Annotated in this window: 21 protein-coding genes and 2 pseudogenes; 15 read left to right on the top strand and 8 right to left on the bottom strand. The window is 59.9% G+C overall.

Annotated elements, in window-relative coordinates; genetic code table 11:
- Window positions 1–71: 71 nt before the first annotated feature.
- Window positions 72–743: a glutathione binding-like protein gene (locus FHT70_RS27895; RefSeq protein ID WP_183706340.1), complete on the top strand. Its 672-nt coding sequence runs from the start codon at window positions 72–74 to the stop codon at window positions 741–743.
- Between the two features lie 12 nt (window positions 744–755).
- Here FHT70_RS27895 and nadE read toward each other — a convergent pair whose 3' ends face one another.
- Window positions 756–1,589: an ammonia-dependent NAD(+) synthetase gene (nadE, locus tag FHT70_RS27890; RefSeq protein ID WP_183706338.1), complete on the bottom strand. Its 834-nt coding sequence runs from the start codon at window positions 1,587–1,589 to the stop codon at window positions 756–758.
- 230 nt (window positions 1,590–1,819) lie between these two features.
- Window positions 1,820–2,152, bottom strand: a pseudogene (locus FHT70_RS27885) (adenylate/guanylate cyclase domain-containing protein); the annotation flags it as partial.
- Between the two features lies 1 nt (window position 2,153).
- Between FHT70_RS27885 and FHT70_RS27880 the strand changes: the two are divergent.
- Window positions 2,154–2,273, top strand: a pseudogene (locus FHT70_RS27880) (LysR family transcriptional regulator); the annotation flags it as partial.
- 146 nt (window positions 2,274–2,419) lie between these two features.
- On the opposite strand, the gene FHT70_RS27875 reads toward FHT70_RS27880, so the two are convergent.
- Window positions 2,420–3,859 (bottom strand): tetratricopeptide repeat protein, encoded by a 1,440-nt coding sequence (locus FHT70_RS27875; protein ID WP_183706336.1) that lies wholly within the window; start codon window positions 3,857–3,859, stop codon window positions 2,420–2,422.
- Window positions 3,860–3,945: 86 nt separating this feature from the next.
- Between FHT70_RS27875 and FHT70_RS27870 the strand changes: the two genes are divergently transcribed.
- The gene (locus FHT70_RS27870) at window positions 3,946–4,221 is read left to right on the top strand and encodes a DUF4242 domain-containing protein (protein WP_183706334.1); all 276 of its coding nucleotides are present in this window, start codon (window positions 3,946–3,948) and stop codon (window positions 4,219–4,221) included.
- Window positions 4,222–4,518: 297 nt separating this feature from the next.
- Here the strand turns inward: FHT70_RS27870 and FHT70_RS27865 are convergent, their stop codons facing one another.
- Entirely contained in the window at window positions 4,519–5,406 is an 888-nt protein-coding gene (locus tag FHT70_RS27865; protein ID WP_183706332.1) for a branched-chain amino acid aminotransferase, read from the bottom strand.
- 244 nt (window positions 5,407–5,650) lie between these two features.
- On the opposite strand from FHT70_RS27865, the gene FHT70_RS27860 reads away from it, so the two are divergent.
- Window positions 5,651–6,694, top strand: coding sequence for a zinc-dependent alcohol dehydrogenase family protein (locus tag FHT70_RS27860; protein ID WP_183706330.1), 1,044 nt, complete (start codon window positions 5,651–5,653; stop codon window positions 6,692–6,694).
- Between the two features lie 165 nt (window positions 6,695–6,859).
- Here the strand turns inward: FHT70_RS27860 and FHT70_RS27855 are convergent, their stop codons facing one another.
- A complete protein-coding gene (locus tag FHT70_RS27855; protein ID WP_183706328.1) occupies window positions 6,860–7,783 on the bottom strand; it encodes a LysR family transcriptional regulator in 924 nt (307 codons plus the stop codon).
- 260 nt (window positions 7,784–8,043) lie between these two features.
- Between FHT70_RS27855 and FHT70_RS27850 the strand changes: the two genes are divergently transcribed.
- A complete protein-coding gene (locus FHT70_RS27850; RefSeq protein WP_183706327.1) occupies window positions 8,044–8,862 on the top strand; it encodes an alpha/beta hydrolase in 819 nt (272 codons plus the stop codon).
- A 124-nt stretch (window positions 8,863–8,986) separates the two neighbouring features.
- Here the strand turns inward: FHT70_RS27850 and FHT70_RS27845 are convergent, their stop codons facing one another.
- A complete protein-coding gene (locus FHT70_RS27845; RefSeq protein WP_097599881.1) occupies window positions 8,987–9,913 on the bottom strand; it encodes an AraC family transcriptional regulator in 927 nt (308 codons plus the stop codon).
- Window positions 9,914–10,155: 242 nt separating this feature from the next.
- Between FHT70_RS27845 and FHT70_RS27840 the strand changes: the two genes are divergently transcribed.
- From FHT70_RS27840 to FHT70_RS27805, 8 genes are all read left to right on the top strand, one after another.
- Window positions 10,156–11,586 carry an extracellular solute-binding protein gene (locus FHT70_RS27840; protein ID WP_183706325.1) on the top strand — a complete coding sequence of 477 codons (1,431 nt, stop codon included), beginning with the start codon at window positions 10,156–10,158 and terminating at the stop codon, window positions 11,584–11,586.
- A 135-nt stretch (window positions 11,587–11,721) separates the two neighbouring features.
- Window positions 11,722–12,600: a sugar ABC transporter permease gene (locus FHT70_RS27835; protein WP_183706323.1), complete on the top strand. Its 879-nt coding sequence runs from the start codon at window positions 11,722–11,724 to the stop codon at window positions 12,598–12,600.
- Window positions 12,597–13,430 carry a carbohydrate ABC transporter permease gene (locus tag FHT70_RS27830; protein ID WP_085777431.1) on the top strand — a complete coding sequence of 278 codons (834 nt, stop codon included), beginning with the start codon at window positions 12,597–12,599 and terminating at the stop codon, window positions 13,428–13,430. Before FHT70_RS27835 ends, FHT70_RS27830 begins: the two co-directional genes overlap by 4 nt.
- 1 nt (window position 13,431) lies before the next feature.
- Complete coding sequence (locus tag FHT70_RS27825) at window positions 13,432–13,638, top strand: DUF2160 family membrane protein (protein ID WP_010052171.1); 207 nt, start codon at window positions 13,432–13,434, stop codon at window positions 13,636–13,638.
- A 4-nt stretch (window positions 13,639–13,642) separates the two neighbouring features.
- The gene (locus FHT70_RS27820; protein ID WP_097599883.1) at window positions 13,643–14,683 is read left to right on the top strand and encodes an NAD(P)-dependent alcohol dehydrogenase; all 1,041 of its coding nucleotides are present in this window, start codon (window positions 13,643–13,645) and stop codon (window positions 14,681–14,683) included.
- Window positions 14,684–14,805: 122 nt separating this feature from the next.
- Window positions 14,806–15,876 carry a sn-glycerol-3-phosphate ABC transporter ATP-binding protein UgpC gene (ugpC, locus tag FHT70_RS27815; RefSeq protein ID WP_183706321.1) on the top strand — a complete coding sequence of 357 codons (1,071 nt, stop codon included), beginning with the start codon at window positions 14,806–14,808 and terminating at the stop codon, window positions 15,874–15,876.
- A gap of 25 nt (window positions 15,877–15,901) precedes the next feature.
- The gene (locus FHT70_RS27810) at window positions 15,902–16,630 is read left to right on the top strand and encodes an SDR family oxidoreductase (protein WP_183706354.1); all 729 of its coding nucleotides are present in this window, start codon (window positions 15,902–15,904) and stop codon (window positions 16,628–16,630) included.
- A 23-nt stretch (window positions 16,631–16,653) separates the two neighbouring features.
- Window positions 16,654–17,382, top strand: coding sequence for an SDR family oxidoreductase (locus FHT70_RS27805; protein WP_183706319.1), 729 nt, complete (start codon window positions 16,654–16,656; stop codon window positions 17,380–17,382).
- Between the two features lie 180 nt (window positions 17,383–17,562).
- Here FHT70_RS27805 and FHT70_RS27800 read toward each other — a convergent pair whose 3' ends face one another.
- Together FHT70_RS27800 and FHT70_RS27795 are read right to left on the bottom strand one after the other, a co-directional pair.
- Window positions 17,563–17,910 (bottom strand): YciI family protein, encoded by a 348-nt coding sequence (locus FHT70_RS27800; protein ID WP_183706317.1) that lies wholly within the window; start codon window positions 17,908–17,910, stop codon window positions 17,563–17,565.
- A gap of 361 nt (window positions 17,911–18,271) precedes the next feature.
- Complete coding sequence (locus FHT70_RS27795; protein WP_183706352.1) at window positions 18,272–18,451, bottom strand: DUF1127 domain-containing protein; 180 nt, start codon at window positions 18,449–18,451, stop codon at window positions 18,272–18,274.
- 673 nt (window positions 18,452–19,124) lie between these two features.
- Here FHT70_RS27795 and FHT70_RS27790 point away from each other — a divergent pair.
- A complete protein-coding gene (locus FHT70_RS27790) occupies window positions 19,125–19,586 on the top strand; it encodes a cupin domain-containing protein (protein WP_183706315.1) in 462 nt (153 codons plus the stop codon).
- 389 nt (window positions 19,587–19,975) lie between these two features.
- On the top strand, window positions 19,976–21,256 hold the full coding sequence (locus tag FHT70_RS27785) for a hemolysin family protein (RefSeq protein WP_183706313.1): 1,281 nt from the start codon (window positions 19,976–19,978) through the stop codon (window positions 21,254–21,256).
- The last annotated feature ends 37 nt before the right edge of the window (window positions 21,257–21,293 follow it).

Raw genomic sequence — 21,293 nt, 5'->3', positions numbered from 1 at the left:
TACAAATGTACAAATGCTCAAATATCAACCGGCGGCGGCATTTCGCCACCTTCGGAGAAAGGGAACCGACGATGAAACTCTATATGCACGCCGCGGCCTGCTCGCTTTCGCCGCACATCATCTGCCGGGAGCTGGGACTCGACATCGAGCTCGTCCAGGTCGACCGGAAAACGCACAGGACGAGCGACGGCGAAGATTATTTCGCCATCAACGGCAACGGCTATGTGCCGGCGCTGATGCTCGACGACGGCAAGGTGCTGACCGAGGGACCGGCGATCGTGCAGTTTCTGGCGGAAGGCTCGGCCCTGCTGCCGGAAGTCGGCGACATCAGGCGCAACGAGGTTCAATCCTATCTCAATTTCATCACGGCCGAACTGCACAAGCCGATGGTGCTGCTGTTCAATCCGATTTATGCCAGCGTGCATGAGGAGATCCGCGCGCTGATCTCGAAACGGCTTGCCTGGCTGAACGATCGTTTCAGTGCACCCTACCTTACCGGCGATGCCTTCACCGTGGCCGACGCCTATCTCTTCGTCTGCCTCAACTGGTCGCCCTGGATCGACATCGATCTGAAACAATGGCCTGATCTGCACGGCTTCATGGCTCGTGTCGCGGCGCGTCCCAAGGTGCGCGAGGCGCTGCAGGCGGAAGACCTTCAGGCCTTCGATGCCGACGGCGTCTACTTCGCCCCGCAAGCCTATCTTGCCTCGGCCGGACGGGTGGGCGAGCCGGTACGGCCGTAGCGCCGGCCGCTATCAGAGTGCGTTGACGGCGACCGGCAGGGCGCGCTTATGCGCCGTCGCCCGATAGGCGGCAAGGATCCGGCGGCGAGCAATCTCGCCGACCGGCTTGCCTTCAAGAAAATCGTCGATCTCGTCATAGGTGACGCCATAGGCCTCCTCGTCGGGACGCAGCGGCCGCTGATCCTCGAGATCGGCTGTGGGCACCTTGAACACCAGATCGTCCGGCGCGCCGAGCCGCTTGGCCAGCAGTCGGACGCGGCGTTTGTTGAGCCCGGCAAGCGGCAGGATATCGGCGGCGCCGTCGCCGAACTTCGTGAAGAAGCCCATGACAGCCTCGGCCGCGTGATCCGTGCCGATGACGAGACCGCCGAGCGCGCCGGCCAGAGCGAACTGGGCGATCATCCGCTGGCGCGCCTTGATATTGCCTAGGATGAAATCCTGTCGGCCGGCATCGGCGAAAGCGAGGCCGCCGTTTTGAGCGGCGGCCAGCATCGCATCCGCCGCCGCCTTGATGTTGACCACCATTGATCGGTCGGCGCCGATCGTGGCAAGCGCCCGCTCCGCATCGGCCTCGTCCGCCTGGACGCCATAGGGAAGGCGCACGGCAATGAATTCTGCAGAGTGGCCGCTGTCGCGCAGCTCCCGCACGGCCTTCTGAGCGATGAGCGCCGCCGTCAGCGAATCGACGCCGCCGCTGATGCCGAGCACATAGCCGCGCATGCCGGAAGCGACGAGATAATCCTTGAGAAATTCGGTTCGCCGCTCGATCTCGTGCGCGGGATCGATCTCGGCGGCAACGCCAAGCACACGGATGATCTCGCCTTGTTCGTCGGACAGCACGGTCATGGGTCGTTTCCTCGGTGTTATGGAGTTCGCGGGCACTATGGCGGAAAGATGTGGGAAGGGTAAGTAAGAGGCCTCCTTCGCAGCTGCCGACTGCCCCTCTAACCCTTTCCCCGTAAATGGGGAGAAGGGACGTGCCCTGCGAGAGGTTGGTGGGGATGGCGAGATTGCGGCATGGTCCCCTTCGCCCCGCTTGCAGAAGGTGCCGGCAGGCGGATGACGGGCGGACGCGCCTACCTTGCGATCGTAAACAGCTCCACCGGCTCAACAAATCCCTTCAGCCGATGGGCTCCGACGGAGACGGCGTCCACTGCCCCGCCTCTGTGCGGAACGGCGCCGACATCAGCATGGCCTCTCCCAACTCACTGCAGCCGGTCTGGATGCGGCTGAGCAGATTGACGTCGCGCTGATCAGGGTGAAGTCGAGACGGTTGCCGGAGCCGATATTGCCGTAGCTGACCTCGCCGTATTGCAAGGCGATGCCGGCCTCCACGCCGATGCCTTCATATTGGAACGGTCGATCTCATCGAGAATGGCGCTGGCCGAGGCGAGAGCGGCGCCGCAGGACGACTACCGGCCGGTCGAATTCAGCATCAACGCCGTCTATCCCAACCGCAGCCATCTGGCGACGAAAGTACGACTGTTCATCGATCTGCTGGCGGAGAGATTTGCGGAGAATCGGAAGTAGATGACCTGAGGGGCAGTCATCGGGGCTATGGCTGCCCTCACAGCAAGAAAATTGCCCCTCACCCTAACCGTCTCCCCGCTCGCGGGAGAGCGGATGTGCCAAGCGAGAGGCGGGCGGGGAACGGAACGGTCGCGGAATATCCCCTATCATCTCGGCGAATGGTTCGATTGCGGGCGCTGCACATTTGCGGGCGATCTGCATTCACCGGCCCGCAACGCTTCCGCAAGGCGGAAATGACGATTGGCCGCTTCCGCGTCGCCTTTTGCCTGAGCGAGCAGAGCCAGATTGTAGTTCGTTCCCGGGTCGTCCGGTTTCAACTGGAGAGCGGCGAGGTAGTGGCGCTCTGCCGCGGGCAAGTCCCCGATCTCGTGAAGCAGGACGGCGAGATTATTATGGGCCTCCACATAGTTCGGCCTCGCACGAATGGCGGCGCGGTACTCTTCCTCCGCCCTACGCTGATCACCCGGTTCGAGCAGCATGGCATAATTGTAATGCGCCTCTGCGTAATCGGGCTGATGCTCCAACGCTCTCACATAATGGGCTTCTGCACCTGCCGTATCTCCCATCCGCTCCAAGAAGACGCCGTAGTTGTTATTGGCCTCGGCGAAGGCGGGTCGGAGACGAAGGACTTCCCGGTATTGGCAGTCGGTCTGAACCGGATCGTCATTCGCCTCGAGAAGGCCCGCATATCGCAGACGAGCATCCACAAAGTCGGGACGAAGGCGAATGGCGTCACGATAATGCATTTCCGCGCAGCCGATATCTCCCATTTCCTGCAGCAGGATCGCATAATTATAATGGCCTTCGGGATAATTCGGCCAAAGGCGGAGCGCCTCCTGGTAATGCTCGGCGGCTTCGACGGCGTCACCCAGCCTTTTCAGAAGAATTCCGAGATTGTTGTGAGCCTCCGGGTATGTGGCGCGGAGTTCCAGTGCCCTGCGATAGCAAAGCAGTTCGTCCTCCACCGCACCATCACTTCGCGATCCGAACCCGACCCCTCTCAGGAACCAGTCCTCCGCGGTCATTTTGTCCTCGGGCCTTGCGGCAAGTGCGGCCTGGTCGACGGACACCATCCTGTAGAGCTGGCGACAGGCCAGAAAGTCGCCTTTGAGCTCGAAACTTCCAGCATCCTGGAAATTATAAACGGGAAGGTCGATAAGCTCGAGAATAGTCTGTGAGATAAACAACGAGTCCGGGTCGGCGCTCGCTTCCACACGCTTCGCGATATTGATAGCCCGGCCGATCCACGCGTCGTCGTCTGAAATCCGGTAGCATTCGCCGAAGTGGCAGCCCACGCGGATCGGAAGATCATGCCCGTACTGAGATGCGGCCAGAGAACGGCGGCGTTGCTTCCAATACGCGATAAGCTTCAGCGAGAAGTGAACCGCGACGTCCGCGGATTCGAAAAGAAAAAGGTGACCATCCCCCGTGAAGTTTTCATGCCGCCTGCCGTACTGGCTGGCCAGGGACTGCGACAGGTAGCGATATTCCGTGACGATTTCCGCTGCCGCATCCCGTGAGACATTGTTCCAGACCGCGGAGTGGCGGACGAGATCGGTGAAGATAACGGCGAAGTAGATACTCATTTCGTTTACCGCCGATCGGCGCTATCATCTTACAAAGTGAGCGCATCGAGGTTGAACTTCATCCAGTACACAGAAGGAAACCCATCATGCCACAGTATATGGTCGAAAGACACTTGCCCGGCATCACTCCGCAGCAGCTTTCAGCCGCCGCGGCACGCGCAAAGGTCGTCACTGCTGAAATGACCGCACAAGGCAAGCCGGTCAGGTATCTGCGCTCGACCTTCGTGCCATCGGAAGAGAAATCTTTCTGCCTATTCGATGCGCCTTCTGCCGAGCATGTCGAGGAAGCAAACCAGATCGCGCAAATTCCTTTGCAGCGTATTATCGAAGTCCAGCACATTGCTGCCGACGATCTGGCCTGAGATACTATTTTCAATGGATCGACGGTCGCGACCTGCGAAACGCGGTCCAACGGGTTGAGACCCGTGGCTCGACCCACGCCAAGGTATTGGCAGGCGGATGAGGCGCAGACTTGAAACTTACCAGCTCGGACCTCCCATGCCCTACGCTTGCGCTTGGGGCGTTCGCGGCTGCAATCAATTCACTGGATCGATTGCTCCCGCTTCGCCGGACCTCTCCGGCCCTGCGCTTGCGCTCCGGGCGTTCGCAGTTGCAATCGATTCACCGGATCGATTGCTTCGGCTGCGCCGAACCACTGCTCACTCCTCGCTCTCACTCCTTCCATGGGCCCAGTTCATGTAGAGTTCCAGCGCCTTGCGGGTGACCGGGCCTTCCTGGAAATTGCGGTCGTCGAGGCGAGTGACGCCGACGACTTTGGAATAATTGCCTGTCGTGAAGATCTCGTCGGCTGCGAGGAAATCTTCGACCGAGAGCGTGGCTTCCACAACGTCGAAGCCGGCCTTGCGCAAGAGGCCGATGACGCGGGCGCGGGTGATGCCGGCGAGGAAGGTGCGGTTGGCGGCCGGCGTCATTACCACGCCGTCGCGCACCAGGAAGACGTTGGAGGAGGCGGTTTCGACGACGTTGCCGTTGAGGTCGCGCACCAGCGCATTGTCGAAGCCGCGGCTGCGGGCCTCGGCGATCATGCGGCCGCTGTTCGGATAGAGCGAACCGGTCTTCGCCTCGGTCATCGCCGTTTCCGGCGAGGGACGGCGATAGGGCGAAACGGTGAGGCTGGTGCCGCCATGGCCGCCCATCGGCGCCTCGAACAGGCAGAGCGCGAAGCGGGTCGATTCGGCATCGACGGAGACGACGCTGCCGGGCGAACCATGTTCACCCCAATACATCGGCTTGATGTAGATCGCCGTGGCGCCATCGAATTTGGCAATACCCTCCCAGGCGAGTGCGGCGATTTCCTCGGCCGATTTCACCGGCTTCAGGCCCATGGCGAGGGCGGAACGGTTGACGCGCTGGCAATGCAGGTCGAGATCCGGCGCGATGCCGTCGAACCAGCGGGCGCCGTCGAAGACCGAGGAGCCGAGCCACATGGCGTGCGAGGTCGGCCCGATCAGCGGCGGATTACCGGAGAGCCACTCCCCGTCGACATGAGTCCAGGTGGTTGAACGCGGTGATGTATCGACGGCCATGCTGCCCTCCCCTATCAAGTCGGGAAAGCAAAAGCCGCAGCGGCAAGCCCGGTCAAGGGCAAATCCGGGCGGGAAATGCGGAAGCAAGAAAATGCCGGAGGACGCCGCCGGGCAGCAATATTCGTGCGTGGCGACGCCAGCTTCGGCGATGGGTGCATCAGCAAAAATGATGGAATGAATGTTGGATCGGCCAGCTGCCGCGTGCGATGATGATGAACCGCGGATAGCTGCAAGGAAGACGCCGATGAAAGCCATGTTCTACGAAGCCTTCGAACAGGCGCCCGAAATCCGCACCCTGCCCGATCCCACGCCTTCCGAGGACGGCGTCGTCATCGCGGTCGGCGCGAGCGGTCTCTGCCGCAGCGACTGGCACGGCTGGATGGGCCACGATCCCGATATCCGCCTGCCGCATGTGCCGGGACACGAGCTTGCCGGGCGTGTCGTCGCCACCGGCCGTGGCGTCATGCGCTTCAAGGTAGGCGACCGGGTGACCGTGCCCTTCGTTTCCGGCTGCGGCCATTGCTCGGAATGCCATTCCGGCAACCAGCAGGTCTGCCCGAACCAGTTCCAGCCGGGCTTCACCCATTGGGGCTCCTTCGCCGACTATGTGGCGATCGATTATGCCGACACCAATCTGGTGCATTTGCCCGATGCGATCGAGGATGCGACCGCGGCAAGCCTCGGCTGCCGCTTCGCCACCTCGTTCCGCGCCGTCGCCGACCAGGCGCGCACCGGGCCCGGCGAATGGATCGCCGTGCATGGCTGCGGCGGCGTCGGCCTGTCGGCGATCATGATCGCCACCGCACTCGGCGCCAATGCGATCGGCATCGACATATCGGAAGAGAAACTCGCCTTCGCGCGCGAATGCGGGGCAGTGGCGACGGTCAATGCGTCTGATGTCGCCGACGTGGCCGAGGCGGTGCGCGAGATCACCAAGGGCGGCGCGCATGTCTCGATCGACGCGCTCGGCCACCCCGCCACCTGCTTCAACTCGATCAAGAATCTGCGCCGGCGCGGCCGGCATGTGCAGGTAGGGCTGATGCTCGGAGAATACGCCACCCCGCAGATTCCGATGGCGCAGGTGATCGGCCACGAACTGGAAATCTACGGCAGCCACGGCATGCAGGCCTGGCGCTATGACGCGATGCTGTCCATGCTTTCGGCCGGCAAGATCGCCCCGCAGAAACTGATCGGACGCCGCGTCAGCCTCGAGGAGGCCGTGCCGGCGCTGATGGCTCTCGACAAAGCGGAGGCGACAGGGATCAGCGTGATTACGCGGTTTTCATAGGGAGCGTTTCCCCCTCCCGGCTGGGACGACCACGAGAGGAAGCGATAACTTTCCCGGAACGACCAATGACTCCTTTGGGGCCGCTCCTTGATCGGAAAAGTCGAGAATGCGGAACAAAATTCGGAAGCACCCCAACAAGCAGAAATCGGATGAGCTTGATCTCTGCTATGGAACCTCAGCATAGCGGATGATGCTCTGATTTTGGACGTTGGCGACTAGTTCATCAGAACGAGACAAAAATCGGCGGAGCAAAGGCGAGGAATTTGAATCGTTGTATCCTAAGGCGAGATCAATTGTCGGAGGCACACCCTCAAGTGCTCTAGCAACGACATTTGGCGTCAGCATATTTTGCGCATAAAGCGGAATAAGCGTTATTCCACCTGTAGACACGACGAGCGACATTGCTGATGGTAGGCCTTCGCCTTCGTACTCTGCCTTGAGTGTGATCCCAACGTTCGACGCGTAATCTTGGATCACGGATTGCAATACGGGAGAAATTCTAGCCGAACTGACGTAAGTTTCGCGGGCAAGGTCCTGCGGCCGGATCTTTTTGCGCGACGTCAAGCGATGGTCCGCCGGCAGCACGGCGATCAGTGGCTCCTTTGCTAAAAACTTGAAGGACACACCAACACTCTGCGTCTCGGGGCGAAGGAAAGCGACGTCCAGCTTGCCTCGCATCAGTGCCAGAGCAAGGTCCGGGGAAGACTGACTGGACAATATGATTTCAACCTCCGGCGCTTCCTCACGAATAATGCGCAATGCATGGGGTAGCCACACGACCTCTTGCCCTGCGAGAAAACCGATAACGAACGACTGCTTTTCCGGCCGTTCTGCCCGCCGGGCCCCTTCCGCAGCCGCCTCGACTTGCAATAACGCCAGCCGCGCGTGATCAAGAAAAACTTTGCCGGCGGCGGTGAGCGTCACGCCGCGCGACTGCCGTTCCAACAATTTTACACCGACTTCGGTTTCCAGATCGCGAATTTGCCTGCTGAGTGAGGGCTGGGAAGTGTGAAGCCGCCGCTCTGCTGCGGTCAGCAAGCTTCCCTCCTCCGCAACAGCAACAAAATAGCGCAAATGCCTGAGTTCCATTGGGCCCTCGCTATACCTTTAAGGCATAGCTCGAACGTAGAAGGTATTTGTCTTTAATAAAAGGGGAATTTAACTATCGTCGCAATTTCTGGATATAATCGAACCCGCCTCACCGAAGTACTTCTCAACCAACTCTGTCCAATCGGAGAGGAAACGCTAAATGTCGAAAGAGCCTATTGCAGTAGCTCGTCGAAGAATGGCTCTAATGGATTGATTATGATCTTCAAATTGATGTTTAACCGCGCAGATGGAGCGACGCGATGCCTACAATTACAACCACGGATGGCGTAAACATCTTCTACAAGGACTGGGGCTCAGGCCAGCCGATCGTTTTCAGCCACGGCTGGCCGCTGTCGGCGGACGACTGGGACGCTCAGATGACCTTCTTCCTTCACCACGGCTACCGGGTAATCGCCCACGATCGGCGCGGCCACGGCCGGTCCGACCAGCCCGGCACCGGCAACGACATGGACCACTGGGTTGCCGACCTCGCGGCCCTGACCGAGCACCTCAACCTGCGGGACGCGATTCACATCGGCCACTCCACAGGTGGCGGTGAGGTGGCTCGCTATGTCGCCCGCCACCCGGAGCGCGTCGCGAAGGCAGTACTGGTCGCTTCCCTGACGCCGAACATGTACCGGAGCGAGGACAATCCATCCGGTCAGCCGTCGGAGTGGTTCGAAGCGATCCGCGCGGTCGTGCTGGGCAACCGGTCGCAGTTCTTCCGGTTCGTCCCTGAAAACCCGTTCTACGGCTACAATCTCGACGGGGCCGAGCCTTCGGAGGCGATCATTGCGAACTGGTGGCGCCAGGGCATGGCCGGTGGTGCCCTGGCTCACTACGCGACCGTCGACTCTTGGCTGGAAGATTATACCGAAGACCTCAAGAAGATCACCGTGCCAGTGCTGGTGATGCATGGTGAGGCCGATCAAGTCGTCCCCTTTGCAAGTTCCGTGCCGCGTGCGGTCGACCTGCTCAAAAACGGGTCGCTGAAGACCTATCCGGGCTACCCCCATGGCATGCTGACCACACATGCAGATGTCCTCAACCCCGACCTGCTCTCGTTCATCAGGTCTTGACGACATCGACCGGACCGCGGCCGTCACCCAACGTCGGCCGGACGATCTGTCACCCGGAGTGCCGGGTGACACCTGTCGCCATCGACATGCCGGCATCGCTGGTCTCATCGACCAATCGCTAGGTTCACTGCACAGGCATATGATCTGTCACTGCCTGAGGTAACGGAACGGTTCTGCGGTTGGTGGACAGTTTCCGGTATTTTGACGGTGTTAGGTTGTGGTGGCGGAGAAACACCCGGTTGAAATTTGACAGATTGCGATAGCCCACCTCGAAGCAGATGTCCGTTATCGGTAGAGAGGTATCGGTCAATAGCTGGCCCGCCTTCCAGATACGAAGCTTGTTGACGTGGTCGGTGAAGCTGTGGCCGCTGTTTTTCTTGAAGAATCGCGAGAAGGCGCTGTCGCTCATGCCGACCATGCGAGCCATATCAGGCAACCGGATATCCTCCGACAGGTTGGCGAACAGATATGCGAAGACCTGTTGCAGGGCTTCGAGCGAACCATAGCTCAGGTCCGGCACGTAAGCCTCCGAAGACAGCGTATCGAACTCGTCGGTGTCCCGCAGCAGCGAGAGCAATGACAGGAAGGTCGAAAGCCGCACCGAGCCGGACTGGAACTCCATGTCGAGTATCAGCGCCTCCGCCTGATCCCGCGCCCGGCCCTTGAAGGAGAGCCCCCGCTTTGCGCGGGCGAGAAAGTCACGCAGCCCCGCCAGTTCCGGCAGGAAGGCCGAAGCCTGCTCCAGCTTGGCCGGCAGAAACTGGATGACGATGTCACGTCCTGGAATGCGCTCATCCGGCCCGAGCGGCGTCACCCAGTCGTGCGGCAGGTTGCTTCCGATGACGGAAATATGGCCCGGGGTGAACGCGCCGACATGATCGCCTGCAAGTAGGACGCCGCTGGCGTTGGGAATATAGTGGATCTCCACCTCCGGGTGGAAATTCCAGACGTTGCGTTCCCACGGATAGTCGTCGCGGCGCCAGAGGAACGACTCGTCCGCGCCGGTCAAGACATATTCAAATCTCGCGACCGTCGGCGAAATAACTGACATTGCGCACATTCTCCCGTGCCTCCCAGCATGCCCCATACGCCGACAATCAATATTAGATTGTGCAACGCACACAAGAAATCATGAATAAATTCGGTATTTCGCGCATGAGAGTATCAGTATTGCGCAACGGCCGCGCTTGTGTCCACCCGTTCTTTCTACAACTATTGTGGTCCGTTGGGCGTCTTGGAGGAGAGTTTAGACGCACAACCGGACCGACTTTGCGATCCAAATGGAGGAGAACAATGAACAGTTTCGTCAAAGCCGTGGGCGTCGGCTTCATTTCGCTTGGCCTTTGGAGCTCGACCGCTCTTGCTCAGGATTCCTGGTGGAAGACTGCCGCCCAGCCCTATCAGGGCGCAACCATCCGGGGCATCTCGGAATCGACCCCAGCATCGAAATATGTCGAGCAGGTGCTCGGTCCGAAGTTCACCGAAGAGACCGGCATCAAGGTCGAATTCGAGGCGACATCCTGGGACCAGATGTACGACAAGGCGATCAAGGACATGGAGGCCAATACCGGCATCTATGACTTCGTCTATATCGAGCAGGACATCGTATATACGTATCTGGCCCGCAACTTCCTGGTCGATATCACCAAGTCGCTCGCCGATAATGCGAAAATCGCTTCGCCGGACTTCAAGCCGGAGAATTTCACCACTTTCCTGAACTATTTCAAGGATCCGAAGTCGGGCAATGTCATGGGTGTTCCCATGGAAGCATTCATCAAGCCTTATCTCTACCGCAAGGATCTTTTCGATGATCCGGCGATCCAGAAAGCCTACAAGGATTCCACCGGTGCGGATCTGAAGCCCGCGACGACGCATGAAGAGTATACCCAGATCGCCAAGTTCTTCACCGAATACGGCGCAGACAAGGAGCTCTGGGGAACCACCGTACAGGCCTCGTCGAGCCACCCCGCCGCCTTCTACGAATTCTTCGAGTCGGTCGCGCCGACCTTTGGCGTGTACAACTGGGGCATCGATGGCACGACCTTCGCGGCCACCGAAGCGAATGGCGGCCAGATGAACTCCGCCGCCGCGAAAAAGGCGCTCAACTACTGGATCGGCCTGCTGAAATACGCGCCGCCGGAATCGACGTCGTCCACTTGGGACGAGGTTGCCGGGACATTTGCCGCCGGCCGCGCAGCCCAAGGTCTCGTCTACGGTGAAAACGCTGCCTGGATCGCTACCGACGAAAACAAGTCGACCGTCGTCGGGAAGGTGGGAGTGGCATTGCCTCCGGTCGAGGCGGGTGTCATGGAGGCAGCCGAATCAGGCAAGGGATATATCGGCTATTACGATGGTGGCGCGTTCGGCATCCCCCATTCGTCCAAGAACAAGGACGCGTCGCTGCTATTCCTGCAGTATATCGGTCAGGCTTCAGTGCAGACCGACTGGGCGTTGGCCGGCTCCCGCATCGTCATGAACTCGACCTACGACGATCCCAAGATCGTCGATCAGGACAAGAAGATGAACGGCTACTACACGCTGATGCGTGAGGATGGAAAGCTGTTCGCCGGAGCGCCGCCGTTCCCGTTCCACGCGCAAGTTCTGCAGGTAGTCGCGCCGTTCATCTACAAAGCGATCGTCGGTGAGATCAAGCCGGACGATGCGTTGGACCAAGCCGCCACCGCAGCCGAAGCTGAACTCGTGAAGCTCGGCTACCGCAAGTAAAAGACCGCACCTCCCAAGCGGTTGGCGGCCGCCTTCAGCAAGGTGGCCGCCCCTTTCCTGACTGCGGTTTTCGGGCCTGCCCGCGACGCTGGTAGTCAGGCGAATTAGTTCAAGGACGATCTGACGGAGCGCAGGATGAGACAATCCAACATCGGATGGCTGTTTCTAACACCAGCCACGCTAATACTGTTCGTCGTCGGGTTCGTTCCCTTTATCTACATTCTCTATGTCGGCTTCTTCGACTGGAACACCAACGCAGTCGACCCAACCCTGCGCTGGGCCGGCCTTCAGAACTATCGCAGCCTCGTTTTTGACACGACATTCCTGAACTCGCTTGCGCGCACGCTGGTCTTCGCATTCTTCGTGGTCGTGAGCGAACTGTTGTTAGGCTACGTCCTGGCCCGCGCGCTGATGGCGGACCGCCTGTGGGGCCGGCAGTTCTTTCGCACGATCCACACACTGCCGATCGTTGTCGCGCCCATTGCAGTCGGCGCTACCTGGCGGCTGCTATGCGTTCCGGGCTTCGGCATCGTGCCCTACTACCTGAAACTGTGGTTCGGCATCGACTACAACATCTCGACCAATGCCTATCACGCCTTCGTCACCGCGATTGTCATGGACCTGTGGCATTGGACGCCGTTCGTTACGCTGTCGCTCATGGCGGGACTGACCGCCTTGCCGAAAGAACCGCTCGAACAGGCGCAGATCGACGGCGGCAACAAGCTGCAGATTTTCTGGTACGTGATCGTTCCGATGTTGAAGCCGGTGCTGCTGACAACCGTCTTCATCCGGCTGATGGACGCATTGCGCTCGGTCGACGAGATCTGGATGCTGACCAAGGGTGGCCCGGCTGAGGCGACCCGGTTCATCGGCCTTCATATCTGGATCAACGTCTTTCCGAAGACCGATTACGGCTACGGTGCGGCCATGTCGCTGCTGACGCTATACGTCACGATCGTTCTGAGCTGGCTGCTGTTCGTCGCCATGACCGGCCGCAAGGGAGGTGCACAATGAGACGTTCCGGTATAGCGTCCTTCGTCCTTTGGATCTGTCTGACCATTCTGACACTGCTTCCGGTCTGGTGGATGCTGGTCGTTTCCATGCGCCCCCGCGTGAAGCTTTATTCGAAGTCGTTCCTCATCGACGATCTTTACTGGAACAATTTCCTGGCGGTGCTGAACAGCTCGACCTTCCTGCAGTATCTCTGGAATTCGCTGATCGTGGCGACATCGAACGCAGCGCTGGTGTGTGCGCTCGGCCTGCTCGCCGCGTTCGGGCTGTCGCGTTATAAAATCGGCGGCGGTGACAATGTGTTTTTCTGGCTAATCACCAACCGCATGGCGCCGCCAGCCGTGTTTCTGCTGCCGCTCTTCCTGCTGTTCACCAAGTGGTTCGTGTTCGGCGATTTCATGCTGTTCGACACGAAGATTGGCCTGATCCTGCTCTATTGCGTCTTCAACCTGCCCTTCGCCGTCTGGCTCTTGAAGGGCATGCTCGACGGGATTCCGCTAGAGCTTGACGAAGCGGCGCGGGTCGATGGTGCGACCACCGGCCAGGTGCTGTCCAACGTCATCCTGCCGCTGGCGCGGCCGGGGTTGGCCGTCACCTTCATCCTGACCTGGATTTTCGCCTGGAACGAGTACCTGTTCGCAGCGACCCTAACGTCGTCGGCTCACGCCAGGACCGTGACGACAGCGCTTGCTGAATATGTCTCGGTGACCGGAACGAACTGGGGCGAGATGGCAGCGATGGCGTTCCTGACCACGCTTCCGGCCCTCATCGTGCTCGGCTTCGTCCAGAAACACATCGTGACCGGCCTCACGTTCGGCGCATTGAAAGGGTAAGATGATGGCTGGCGTTCAACCCCAGAAGACCCAACGCGACGGATTCCTGCCTATCCGAACCAACGGCTTCGACAGGGGCTTCATCTCGGTCGTGATCCTAATCCTAGTGCATCTTCTCTGGATGCGCTTCCTGGAGGGCGTATTGCCCCTATGGGTGGCGACGGTGCTCTGCCTGGCGCTCGCCGTGTTCATTATCCGAAAGGGCTGAAGACATGAGATCACTCGTCCTCGAACGCAAAGACGAACTGCGCATTCGCGACCTGGACCCGAAGGAGGCGCTCGGTCCAACCGACGTGCGCATCGCCATCAAGACCGTCGGCGTCTGCGGATCGGACGTTCACTATTACACTCACGGCGCGATCGGCCCGTTCGTTGTGCGCGAGCCAATGATCCTCGGCCACGAAGCCGCCGGCATCATCGAAGAGGTCGGCAGCGCGGTACAGAACCTGAAAGTGGGCGACCGTGTTTGCATGGAGCCCGGCATTCCCGACCCTCAAAGTCGCGCGTCGCGGCTGGGTCTCTACAACCTCGATCCCGCGGTGCGCTTCTGGGCGACACCGCCGGTGCATGGCGTACTGAGACCGAGCGTGGTCCACCCGGCGGCCTTCACCTTTAAGCTTCCGGACAACGTTTCGTACGCCGCTGGCGCTATGGTCGAGCCGCTGGCTGTAGGCTTTCAAGCAGTTTCCAAAGCGAGGCTGACGCCCGGTGCGATCGCGCTGGTCACGGGCGCCGGGCCGATCGGCATGGTGACAGCGATCGCGGCGCTGTCGGCTGGTTGCGCCAGAGTTATCGTTACCGATGTTGTCGACGAAAAGCTTGCCGTGGCGCGAAAGCTCGGCCCTGCCATCATGACCGTCAACGTACGCTCGCAAGACCTGAAGAGTGTCATAGCCCGCGAAACCGACGGCTGGGGCGTCGATGTCGTCTTCGAATGTTCCGGCGCGGCCGACGTGATCGCCGACACGGCGCACCATGGTTGCCCCGGCGGCGCCATCGTCCTTGTCGGCATGCCCCTGAAGCCGGTCCCGCTCGATGTCGTCATCGCCCAGACCAAGGAGCTGCGCATCGAACACGTGTTCCGCTACGCCCATGTCTACCCGCGCATCGTCGCGCTGTTGGGATCGAACCAGATCAATGTCGACGCGCTGATCACCGATACCTACGCTTTCGAGGATTCTGTCGAGGCGTTCGATTACGCCGTGCGACCGAAGCCGTCCTCTGTGAAGATCCAGATCGAGCTTGGGAGGTAGCATGTACCTGCGGAAGTTGGATCTCAGTGGCGGATGCAGGATACACCTGGTGGTGAAGCTGCCCGTGGACCCGTCCCGAATGATCGGCGGCCAAGCCGCCACAACTGACTAAGGATTGACACATGGCGACGATCGAGCTCCACCAGGTCGACAAGCATTACGGCTCCTATCACGCACTGCGCAACATCTCGTTCGACATAGCCGACGGTGAGTTCGTCGTGCTGGTCGGTCCCTCCGGTTGCGGCAAATCCACGCTGCTGCGGTCGCTTGCCGGCCTTGAGGAGATCACCGGCGGCACGATCAAGCTTGGCGGAAATCGCGTCGACAACATCGCCGCCAAGGACCGTGACGTGGCGATGGTGTTCCAGAACTACGCGCTCTATCCGCACATGACCGTTCGGGAAAACATGGCCTTCGCGCTGAAATTGCGCGGCGAGAATCTTGCGGATCGCAATACCAAGGTCGACAAGGCTGCCGAGATGTTGCGACTTACGCCCTATCTCGACCGATATCCGAAGGCGCTTTCCGGAGGCCAGCGGCAGCGCGTTGCCATGGGGCGTGCGATGGTTCGCCGCCCAAAGGCGTTCTTTTTCGACGAGCCGCTGTCAAACCTGGACGCCGCGTTGCGCGTGGATATGCGTTCGGAAATCAAAACTCTTCACCAGCGCCTTGGCGCGACTTCCGTGTATGTCACGCATGACCAGATTGAAGCCATGACAATGGCGGACCGCATTGTCGTGCTTCGCGACGGCAAGGTGGAACAGATCGGTGCGCCATTAGAGCTTTACGACAGGCCGGCAAATATCTTCGTCGCCGGCTTCATCGGATCGCCGGCGATGAACATGCTGCCGGCGACAATCGATCTCTCCTTGAACTCAGCGCGGCTCGCTGACGGGTCGGCCCTTCCCCTTCCACAAGGCACGCGGGCAAGTAACGACCAGGAGGTTATATACGGCGTACGTCCAGACCAGTGGATACTGTCGAATGGCGATGCGGGCGTACCGGCAACTGTCGAGTTGATCGAGCCCACGGGGGCCGAAATTCTGCTGGCAGTCCAATTGGCGGGCAAGCGGGTCTTGTGCGCCTTTCGCGAGCGCCACGCGCTGAAGCCGGGCGACAGGATACGGCTCGACGTCGATCCTGCCGCGGCTCATGTGTTCGACAGGCAAACCGAGCAAAGACTCCCGTTCTGAGCAACAGGCATCGGAAGGATCAACCATGTCGGACTTTACAGGAAAAACGGTCATCATAACCGGTGCTGGCAAGGGTATCGGTCGCGCCTGCGTTGAACTGCTCACACACCGTGGCGCTCGAATCGTAGCCTTGTCGCGTACGCAGGCCGATCTGGATGATCTTGCGGTAAAGTTCGGCGCGACGGTAATATCAGTCGATCTCGCCGACAATGCAGCAGCACGCGCCGCCATGAAGAAGGCGGGATTGGCAGACGCGCTGATCAATTGCGCGGGAACCAACGTGCTTGAAAGCGTCATCGATATGACGGAGGAGGGCTATGAGCAGGTCCTCGGCATCAACCTGCGGGCCGCGCTGATTTGTGCGCAGGAGTTCGCGCGGGCTCGCATTTCAAACGGCGGCGGCGGTACGATCGTGAATGTGACCTCGATCGCCGGACATCGTGGTTTCGTGGATCACGTGGCTTACGCCGCTTCGAAGGCGGGACTGGAAGGCGCGACACGTGTGATGGCCAAGGAACTCGGCGCCTATGGAATCCGGGTCAATGCAGTGGCGCCTACGGTTACCATGACGGAGCTTGCCGCCAAGGCGTGGTCCGAGCCTTCCAAACGTAACCCGATGATTGTTCGCCACCCGATGGCGCGCTTTGCAGAGGTCGACGATGTCGCGCGCTCGATCGCACTGCTTATTTCAGAGGACGCAGCCATGATCAGTGGCGCAGTCCTGCCAGTCGATGGCGGCTTCCTTGCTGTCTGAAAATCAAAAGGCGAGACAAGACGATGACTAAATCACTCGAAGGAAAGATCGCTGCTGTAACCGGCGCAGCTTCCGGTATCGGGCTGGCGACGACCCGTGCGCTTGTCGATGCCGGCGCCAAGGTCGTGATGGTCGACTACAACAGACAGGCGCTGGAAACCTACGCTGGCGAGTTCGGCGACGCTGTAGTCATGCAGGTCACCGATCTTCTGGACGCCGCAAGTTGTGCGGCCATGGTGCCGGAAATCCTGGCAAAGGTCGATCACCTCGACATCATGCACTGCAATGCAGGATCCTACATCGGCGGGGATCTTATCGATACCGATACCGCGGCAATCGATCGGATGCTGAATCTGAACGTGAACGCCGTCATGAAGAACGTCCGCGATATCGCTCCGCATATGATCGAGCGCGGGACCGGGGACATTTTGGTCACTTGCTCCGTAGCCGGCCATGCGCCGATCCAGTGGGAGCCGGTCTATTCCAGCTCCAAATGGGCGATTACCAGTTTCGTCCAGATCATGCGCCGGCAGTTGAAAAACCACGGGATCAGGGTCAGCCAGGTCTCGCCCGGCCCGGTCGTTTCCGCTCTGCTTGCCGATTGGCCCGCGGAAAACCTTGAGAAGGCAAAAGCCAATGGGAGTCTGATCGAGCCCTCAGAGGTCTCCGATGCCATCATCTTCATGCTGACCCGCCCGCGAAACGTTACAATCCGGGACATGATTGTCTTGCCGACAAATTTCGACATCTAGGTATAGCCGCAGTGTTTTCCTCCGCTGGCGTCGTGTTGCTCTCGACCACCTCAGTGACCTCCACCCGGCTCTTCAGGGCGTGTCTCGTCAACAGCGTGAACAATCCAGCGAATAGGACTCTTGTGACCTAATCAGAACGTCGGTCGCATGGCCGCCGGAATTGGCCGGGACACCTCGAATCTAAAAGCCGGCGGTCTCGCGCACCTCGATCGCCCCCATCCGAGCGAGCGGGTCCCGCACCGCGATCGCCATTACCTCGGCAAGGTTCTTCGCTTCGATGAGCAGGAAGCCACCCAGATGCTCCTTGGTCTCTGCGAAGGGCCCGTCGGTCCAACTTGCCTTGCCGGCCCGAACGCGCAATGTCTTTGCGGTCTTTGGGTCGGCAAGAGCATTGGAGGCGAGATAGTGGCCTGATCGTTGGAGTTCTTCATTGGAAGCCAAGGACTGCCGGTCGATCTCGGCCCATTCCTCCTTGCTGGCGGCATCAGCAAGTGTTTGATCGATGTAGAAGAGACAAAGGTAGCGCATCCGTTTCCTCCATGGTGCTGCCGATACTAGTCGCATTTGGATACCGCGAATCGAGAAAGAGCAAAAAATGCTGCCAGTTACGCTTTCCGGTGAGAGGGGCTTGCTGCTCTGCGTGACCAGTGCCTCATCGTGCCTTTTGTTCGCTTCGCTTTCCTTGCTCGCCATTCTTCTGGGATCTCTATCTCTCCGCTTGAGCTAGCGGACAGGAGGTGACCTCCGACCCATCAATCCTAGATGTGAGCCGAAGAAGAGGATATATGAGAACAGCCGCATTGCGTCTCGCCGGCACTGTCACGCGCCGACTACGGGAAGAGCGGCGACGGCGGCGCAGCTGAAGGCAAACGCACTCATACCAGCGGGGTCAGACATCGTGGACGGTTTCTGGTTCCAGCACTCTGATCATCTGGGTGGAGAGGTCATTCTCCGATCTTTCAAGTGGAGACTCTGGGGGCGCCAAGCCGATGTCACGGAGCAGGCGAGAGTTAAACCGCGAGAGTTCGCTCACGCTTCGGCGGTACCTTCGCTGATGTTTCAGCAGCATCCAAACGGCTTGCAAAGTGCGCACAGCACTGAAGCGCGGCGACTGTAGTTCGACTTGCTCGGAATACATAGTGGCAGCCATACTTGTCTCTCCTTTGACTGGCTCACGGCGCTCCGTCTTAATCGAACAGGATCGGCTGAAATCGACACGCTGGATTCAGGACCTTGGTCCGAGCGGGTGACAAGACGGTGCGCGGACATGGACGTGTTTGATGAGACACGATCTTGAGGGAATAGCGCCGGCCGACCCGCAGGATTCGTGATGGCGATTTTCATCATGAAGGCAGCGGGCGTACCCACGGTGGGTTTGTCGAACTTCACACCAAACGATGTTCCGGCAAATATCGGGTGGCGGAAGGACGGCTAGAACGGGCAAGAACAGCCGCCGCATTCTATGGGCCCTTTCTGTGTCGGCGGCATTACAGGTGGAGAGTCCTCGGTACGCGGCAGGCCCGTGTCATTTTCACGCAGGCCGCCCTGGATCGGGGACCTTGCGGAAGCGGCCCGCTGCACCGATATCGGCCGCAACGCTTCATCAGGCATTATCCGTGCCGAAGCCATCCGGCGATCTTGCCCGGAAACGGGGCGGTTGCCAAAGGCGGCGCAAAGGTCTAACGGCTGCGCCGGCAAGAAGGCGCCTACAAGAAAAGCCTCGTTAAGAAGAAGAAAGAGACATGATGTCCAACTCGTTTGTGAAAATGCCTGCCGAAAACACGAAGCGATATTTCGTGCTCGGCGAACGGATCGAGCGGCGGCTTCGGCTCCGCGGAACCTGGTTCAACATCTTCGACGTCACCGTGCCATCCGGCAGCCGAACGCCGAAACACGCGCATGCAAGCCCGGAAGTCTTCCGCATTATCGAGGGCCGTTTGACGATCTGGCGGCTGACCGACAGTGGTCCCGAGGAGATCGAGGCCGGTGCTGGCGACATCGTCACGATCCCGCCTTTCACGGTGCACGGCTATGCCAACCGCGGAACCGTTCCGGCAGTCTTTTCGGCCGTCGTCGATCGCGAGATGGCAGAGTTCATCGAAACGGAAGGCACGAGCGAGCCGCTGAAAGCCCCCTCGCCTGAGACCATCGCCCGGATGACGGCCGCTGCCAATGCTTATGGGATCACCATTCTGGCGGCGTGACATTCGAGCGCGTGATGCCGCAGCGTTCGGCGTTCGGCATCACGCAGGAATGCGTGAAGGCATGCTTGCCGCCGCTTTCGAAACTGTCACATCAAGGCGCTATAAGGAATTCGCCCAGCGCATCTTGCGCCGGACCTGTTTCACCGCCAAAATTGCGCCATGCCTGATAGCGACCCATCCAGTACAAGCTCCGCCCGTTCAAACCGGAAAGCCGCCGCAGAAGATGCCGGCGCCTGTCGTAGACCGTGCGGCGATGTCTGCCTCGCGCCTCGCATCCAGCCGAGCTCACAGAAAGCTTTGCCGATGGGTGATGCGCATATATAGCGTCTCTGCGAAAGCTCCGCCGCCTCGCCTCATGCGGCATCAAAACCTCAACGAATAGGGTCCCTGTGTTTCTGGAAATTGGAATTGTGGCGTTTCTCACCATCCTGAATGGTGTGCTCGCCATGTCTGAGCTGGCTGTCGTGTCTTCTCGAACAGCCCGCCTGAAGGTCCTCTCCGACAATGGGAGCAAAGGTGCAGCTCAAGCCATCAAACTTGCCGAAAACCCCGGTCGCTTCCTTTCCACGGTTCAGATCGGCATCACGCTCGTCGGTGTTCTCTCCGGCGCTTTTTCCGGGGCCACGCTTGGCGGCCGCCTGACGGCATGGCTGGAGGCGCAGGGAATGTCATCGACGGCCGCTGACGCCATTGGCGTCGGCTCCGTCGTCGTGGCGATCACCTATCTTTCCCTGATCGTCGGCGAACTTGTGCCAAAGCAGATCGCATTGCGGGAACCGGAAGCGGTTGCGGCGAGGGTCGCGCCCGCCATGGCGCTGCTTTCACGAATTGCGCTGCCGCTCGTCTGGCTTCTGAACGCGTCGGGAAATCTGATGCTCAAGCTGCTCGGCCAGACAGGAAAAGCCGGCGACAACGTCTCTGACGAGGAGATCAAGACCGTTCTGGCCGAGGCGCAGTCGGCGGGCGTCATCGAAAGCGAAGAGTCGGCGATGATCTCTGGCGTCATGCGGCTGGCGGACCGCACCGCCCGGGCGCTGATGACGCCGCGGCGGGACGTCGAAATTATCGATATCGACGACAGTCTCGATGAAATCCGGGCGCAGTTGCACCGGACGAAGCGGTCTCGACTCCCGGTCCGCAAAGGCAGTTCCGACGAGGTGATCGGCATCCTGCCGGTCAAGGATTTTTACGATTCGATATCGGAACACGGCAGCGCCGATATCCAGGCTCTGACGCAGGACGTCCCGGTCGTATCAGACCTTGCAACCGCGACCAGCGTGATCGAAGCCATCAGGAAATCGCCTGTTCATATGGTGCTGGTGTTTGACGAATACGGCCATTTCGAAGGGATTGTTTCGTCAGGCGACATTCTGGAAGCGATCATGGGCGCGCTGCAGGAGGGACCGGTCGATGAGCAGGCCATCGCGCGTCGAGACGATGGTTCCTATCTCGTCTCCGGCTGGGCGCCGATCGACGAATTCGCCGAGTTCCTGAATCTCAAGCTCGAGGACGATCTCGAATATCAGACCGTGGCCGGCCTGGTGTTGGAGGAACTGAAACATCTGCCGGAATTGGGGGAGAGCTTCACGAGAGATGGATGGCGCTTCGAGGTCATCGATCTCGATGGCAGGCGCGTGGACAAAATCCTCGTCTCTGAAGTTCGCGACTGAGCTCTACGGGCGCAACATCGAAACGATCCGCATCCGC

Origin of the sequence: Rhizobium sp. BK049, from assembly GCF_014193135.1 — a bacterium.
In the GTDB taxonomy this organism is placed as follows: domain Bacteria; phylum Pseudomonadota; class Alphaproteobacteria; order Rhizobiales; family Rhizobiaceae; genus Rhizobium.
The sequence above is the reverse complement of the archived record's forward strand: the minus strand, read 5'-3'. Positions and strand labels throughout refer to the sequence as shown.

Coding starts and splice junctions, on each gene's coding strand:
- FHT70_RS27895 (WP_183706340.1), top strand. CDS start 72: ATGAAACTCTATATGCACGCCGCGGCCTGCTCGCTTTCGCCGCACATC.
- nadE (WP_183706338.1), bottom strand. CDS start 1,589: ATGACCGTGCTGTCCGACGAACAAGGCGAGATCATCCGTGTGCTTGGC.
- FHT70_RS27875 (WP_183706336.1), bottom strand. CDS start 3,859: ATGAGTATCTACTTCGCCGTTATCTTCACCGATCTCGTCCGCCACTCC.
- FHT70_RS27870 (WP_183706334.1), top strand. CDS start 3,946: ATGCCACAGTATATGGTCGAAAGACACTTGCCCGGCATCACTCCGCAG.
- FHT70_RS27865 (WP_183706332.1), bottom strand. CDS start 5,406: ATGGCCGTCGATACATCACCGCGTTCAACCACCTGGACTCATGTCGAC.
- FHT70_RS27860 (WP_183706330.1), top strand. CDS start 5,651: ATGAAAGCCATGTTCTACGAAGCCTTCGAACAGGCGCCCGAAATCCGC.
- FHT70_RS27855 (WP_183706328.1), bottom strand. CDS start 7,783: ATGGAACTCAGGCATTTGCGCTATTTTGTTGCTGTTGCGGAGGAGGGA.
- FHT70_RS27850 (WP_183706327.1), top strand. CDS start 8,044: ATGCCTACAATTACAACCACGGATGGCGTAAACATCTTCTACAAGGAC.
- FHT70_RS27845 (WP_097599881.1), bottom strand. CDS start 9,913: ATGTCAGTTATTTCGCCGACGGTCGCGAGATTTGAATATGTCTTGACC.
- FHT70_RS27840 (WP_183706325.1), top strand. CDS start 10,156: ATGAACAGTTTCGTCAAAGCCGTGGGCGTCGGCTTCATTTCGCTTGGC.
- FHT70_RS27835 (WP_183706323.1), top strand. CDS start 11,722: ATGAGACAATCCAACATCGGATGGCTGTTTCTAACACCAGCCACGCTA.
- FHT70_RS27830 (WP_085777431.1), top strand. CDS start 12,597: ATGAGACGTTCCGGTATAGCGTCCTTCGTCCTTTGGATCTGTCTGACC.
- FHT70_RS27825 (WP_010052171.1), top strand. CDS start 13,432: ATGATGGCTGGCGTTCAACCCCAGAAGACCCAACGCGACGGATTCCTG.
- FHT70_RS27820 (WP_097599883.1), top strand. CDS start 13,643: ATGAGATCACTCGTCCTCGAACGCAAAGACGAACTGCGCATTCGCGAC.
- ugpC (WP_183706321.1), top strand. CDS start 14,806: ATGGCGACGATCGAGCTCCACCAGGTCGACAAGCATTACGGCTCCTAT.
- FHT70_RS27810 (WP_183706354.1), top strand. CDS start 15,902: ATGTCGGACTTTACAGGAAAAACGGTCATCATAACCGGTGCTGGCAAG.
- FHT70_RS27805 (WP_183706319.1), top strand. CDS start 16,654: ATGACTAAATCACTCGAAGGAAAGATCGCTGCTGTAACCGGCGCAGCT.
- FHT70_RS27800 (WP_183706317.1), bottom strand. CDS start 17,910: ATGCGCTACCTTTGTCTCTTCTACATCGATCAAACACTTGCTGATGCC.
- FHT70_RS27795 (WP_183706352.1), bottom strand. CDS start 18,451: ATGCTGCTGAAACATCAGCGAAGGTACCGCCGAAGCGTGAGCGAACTC.
- FHT70_RS27790 (WP_183706315.1), top strand. CDS start 19,125: ATGATGTCCAACTCGTTTGTGAAAATGCCTGCCGAAAACACGAAGCGA.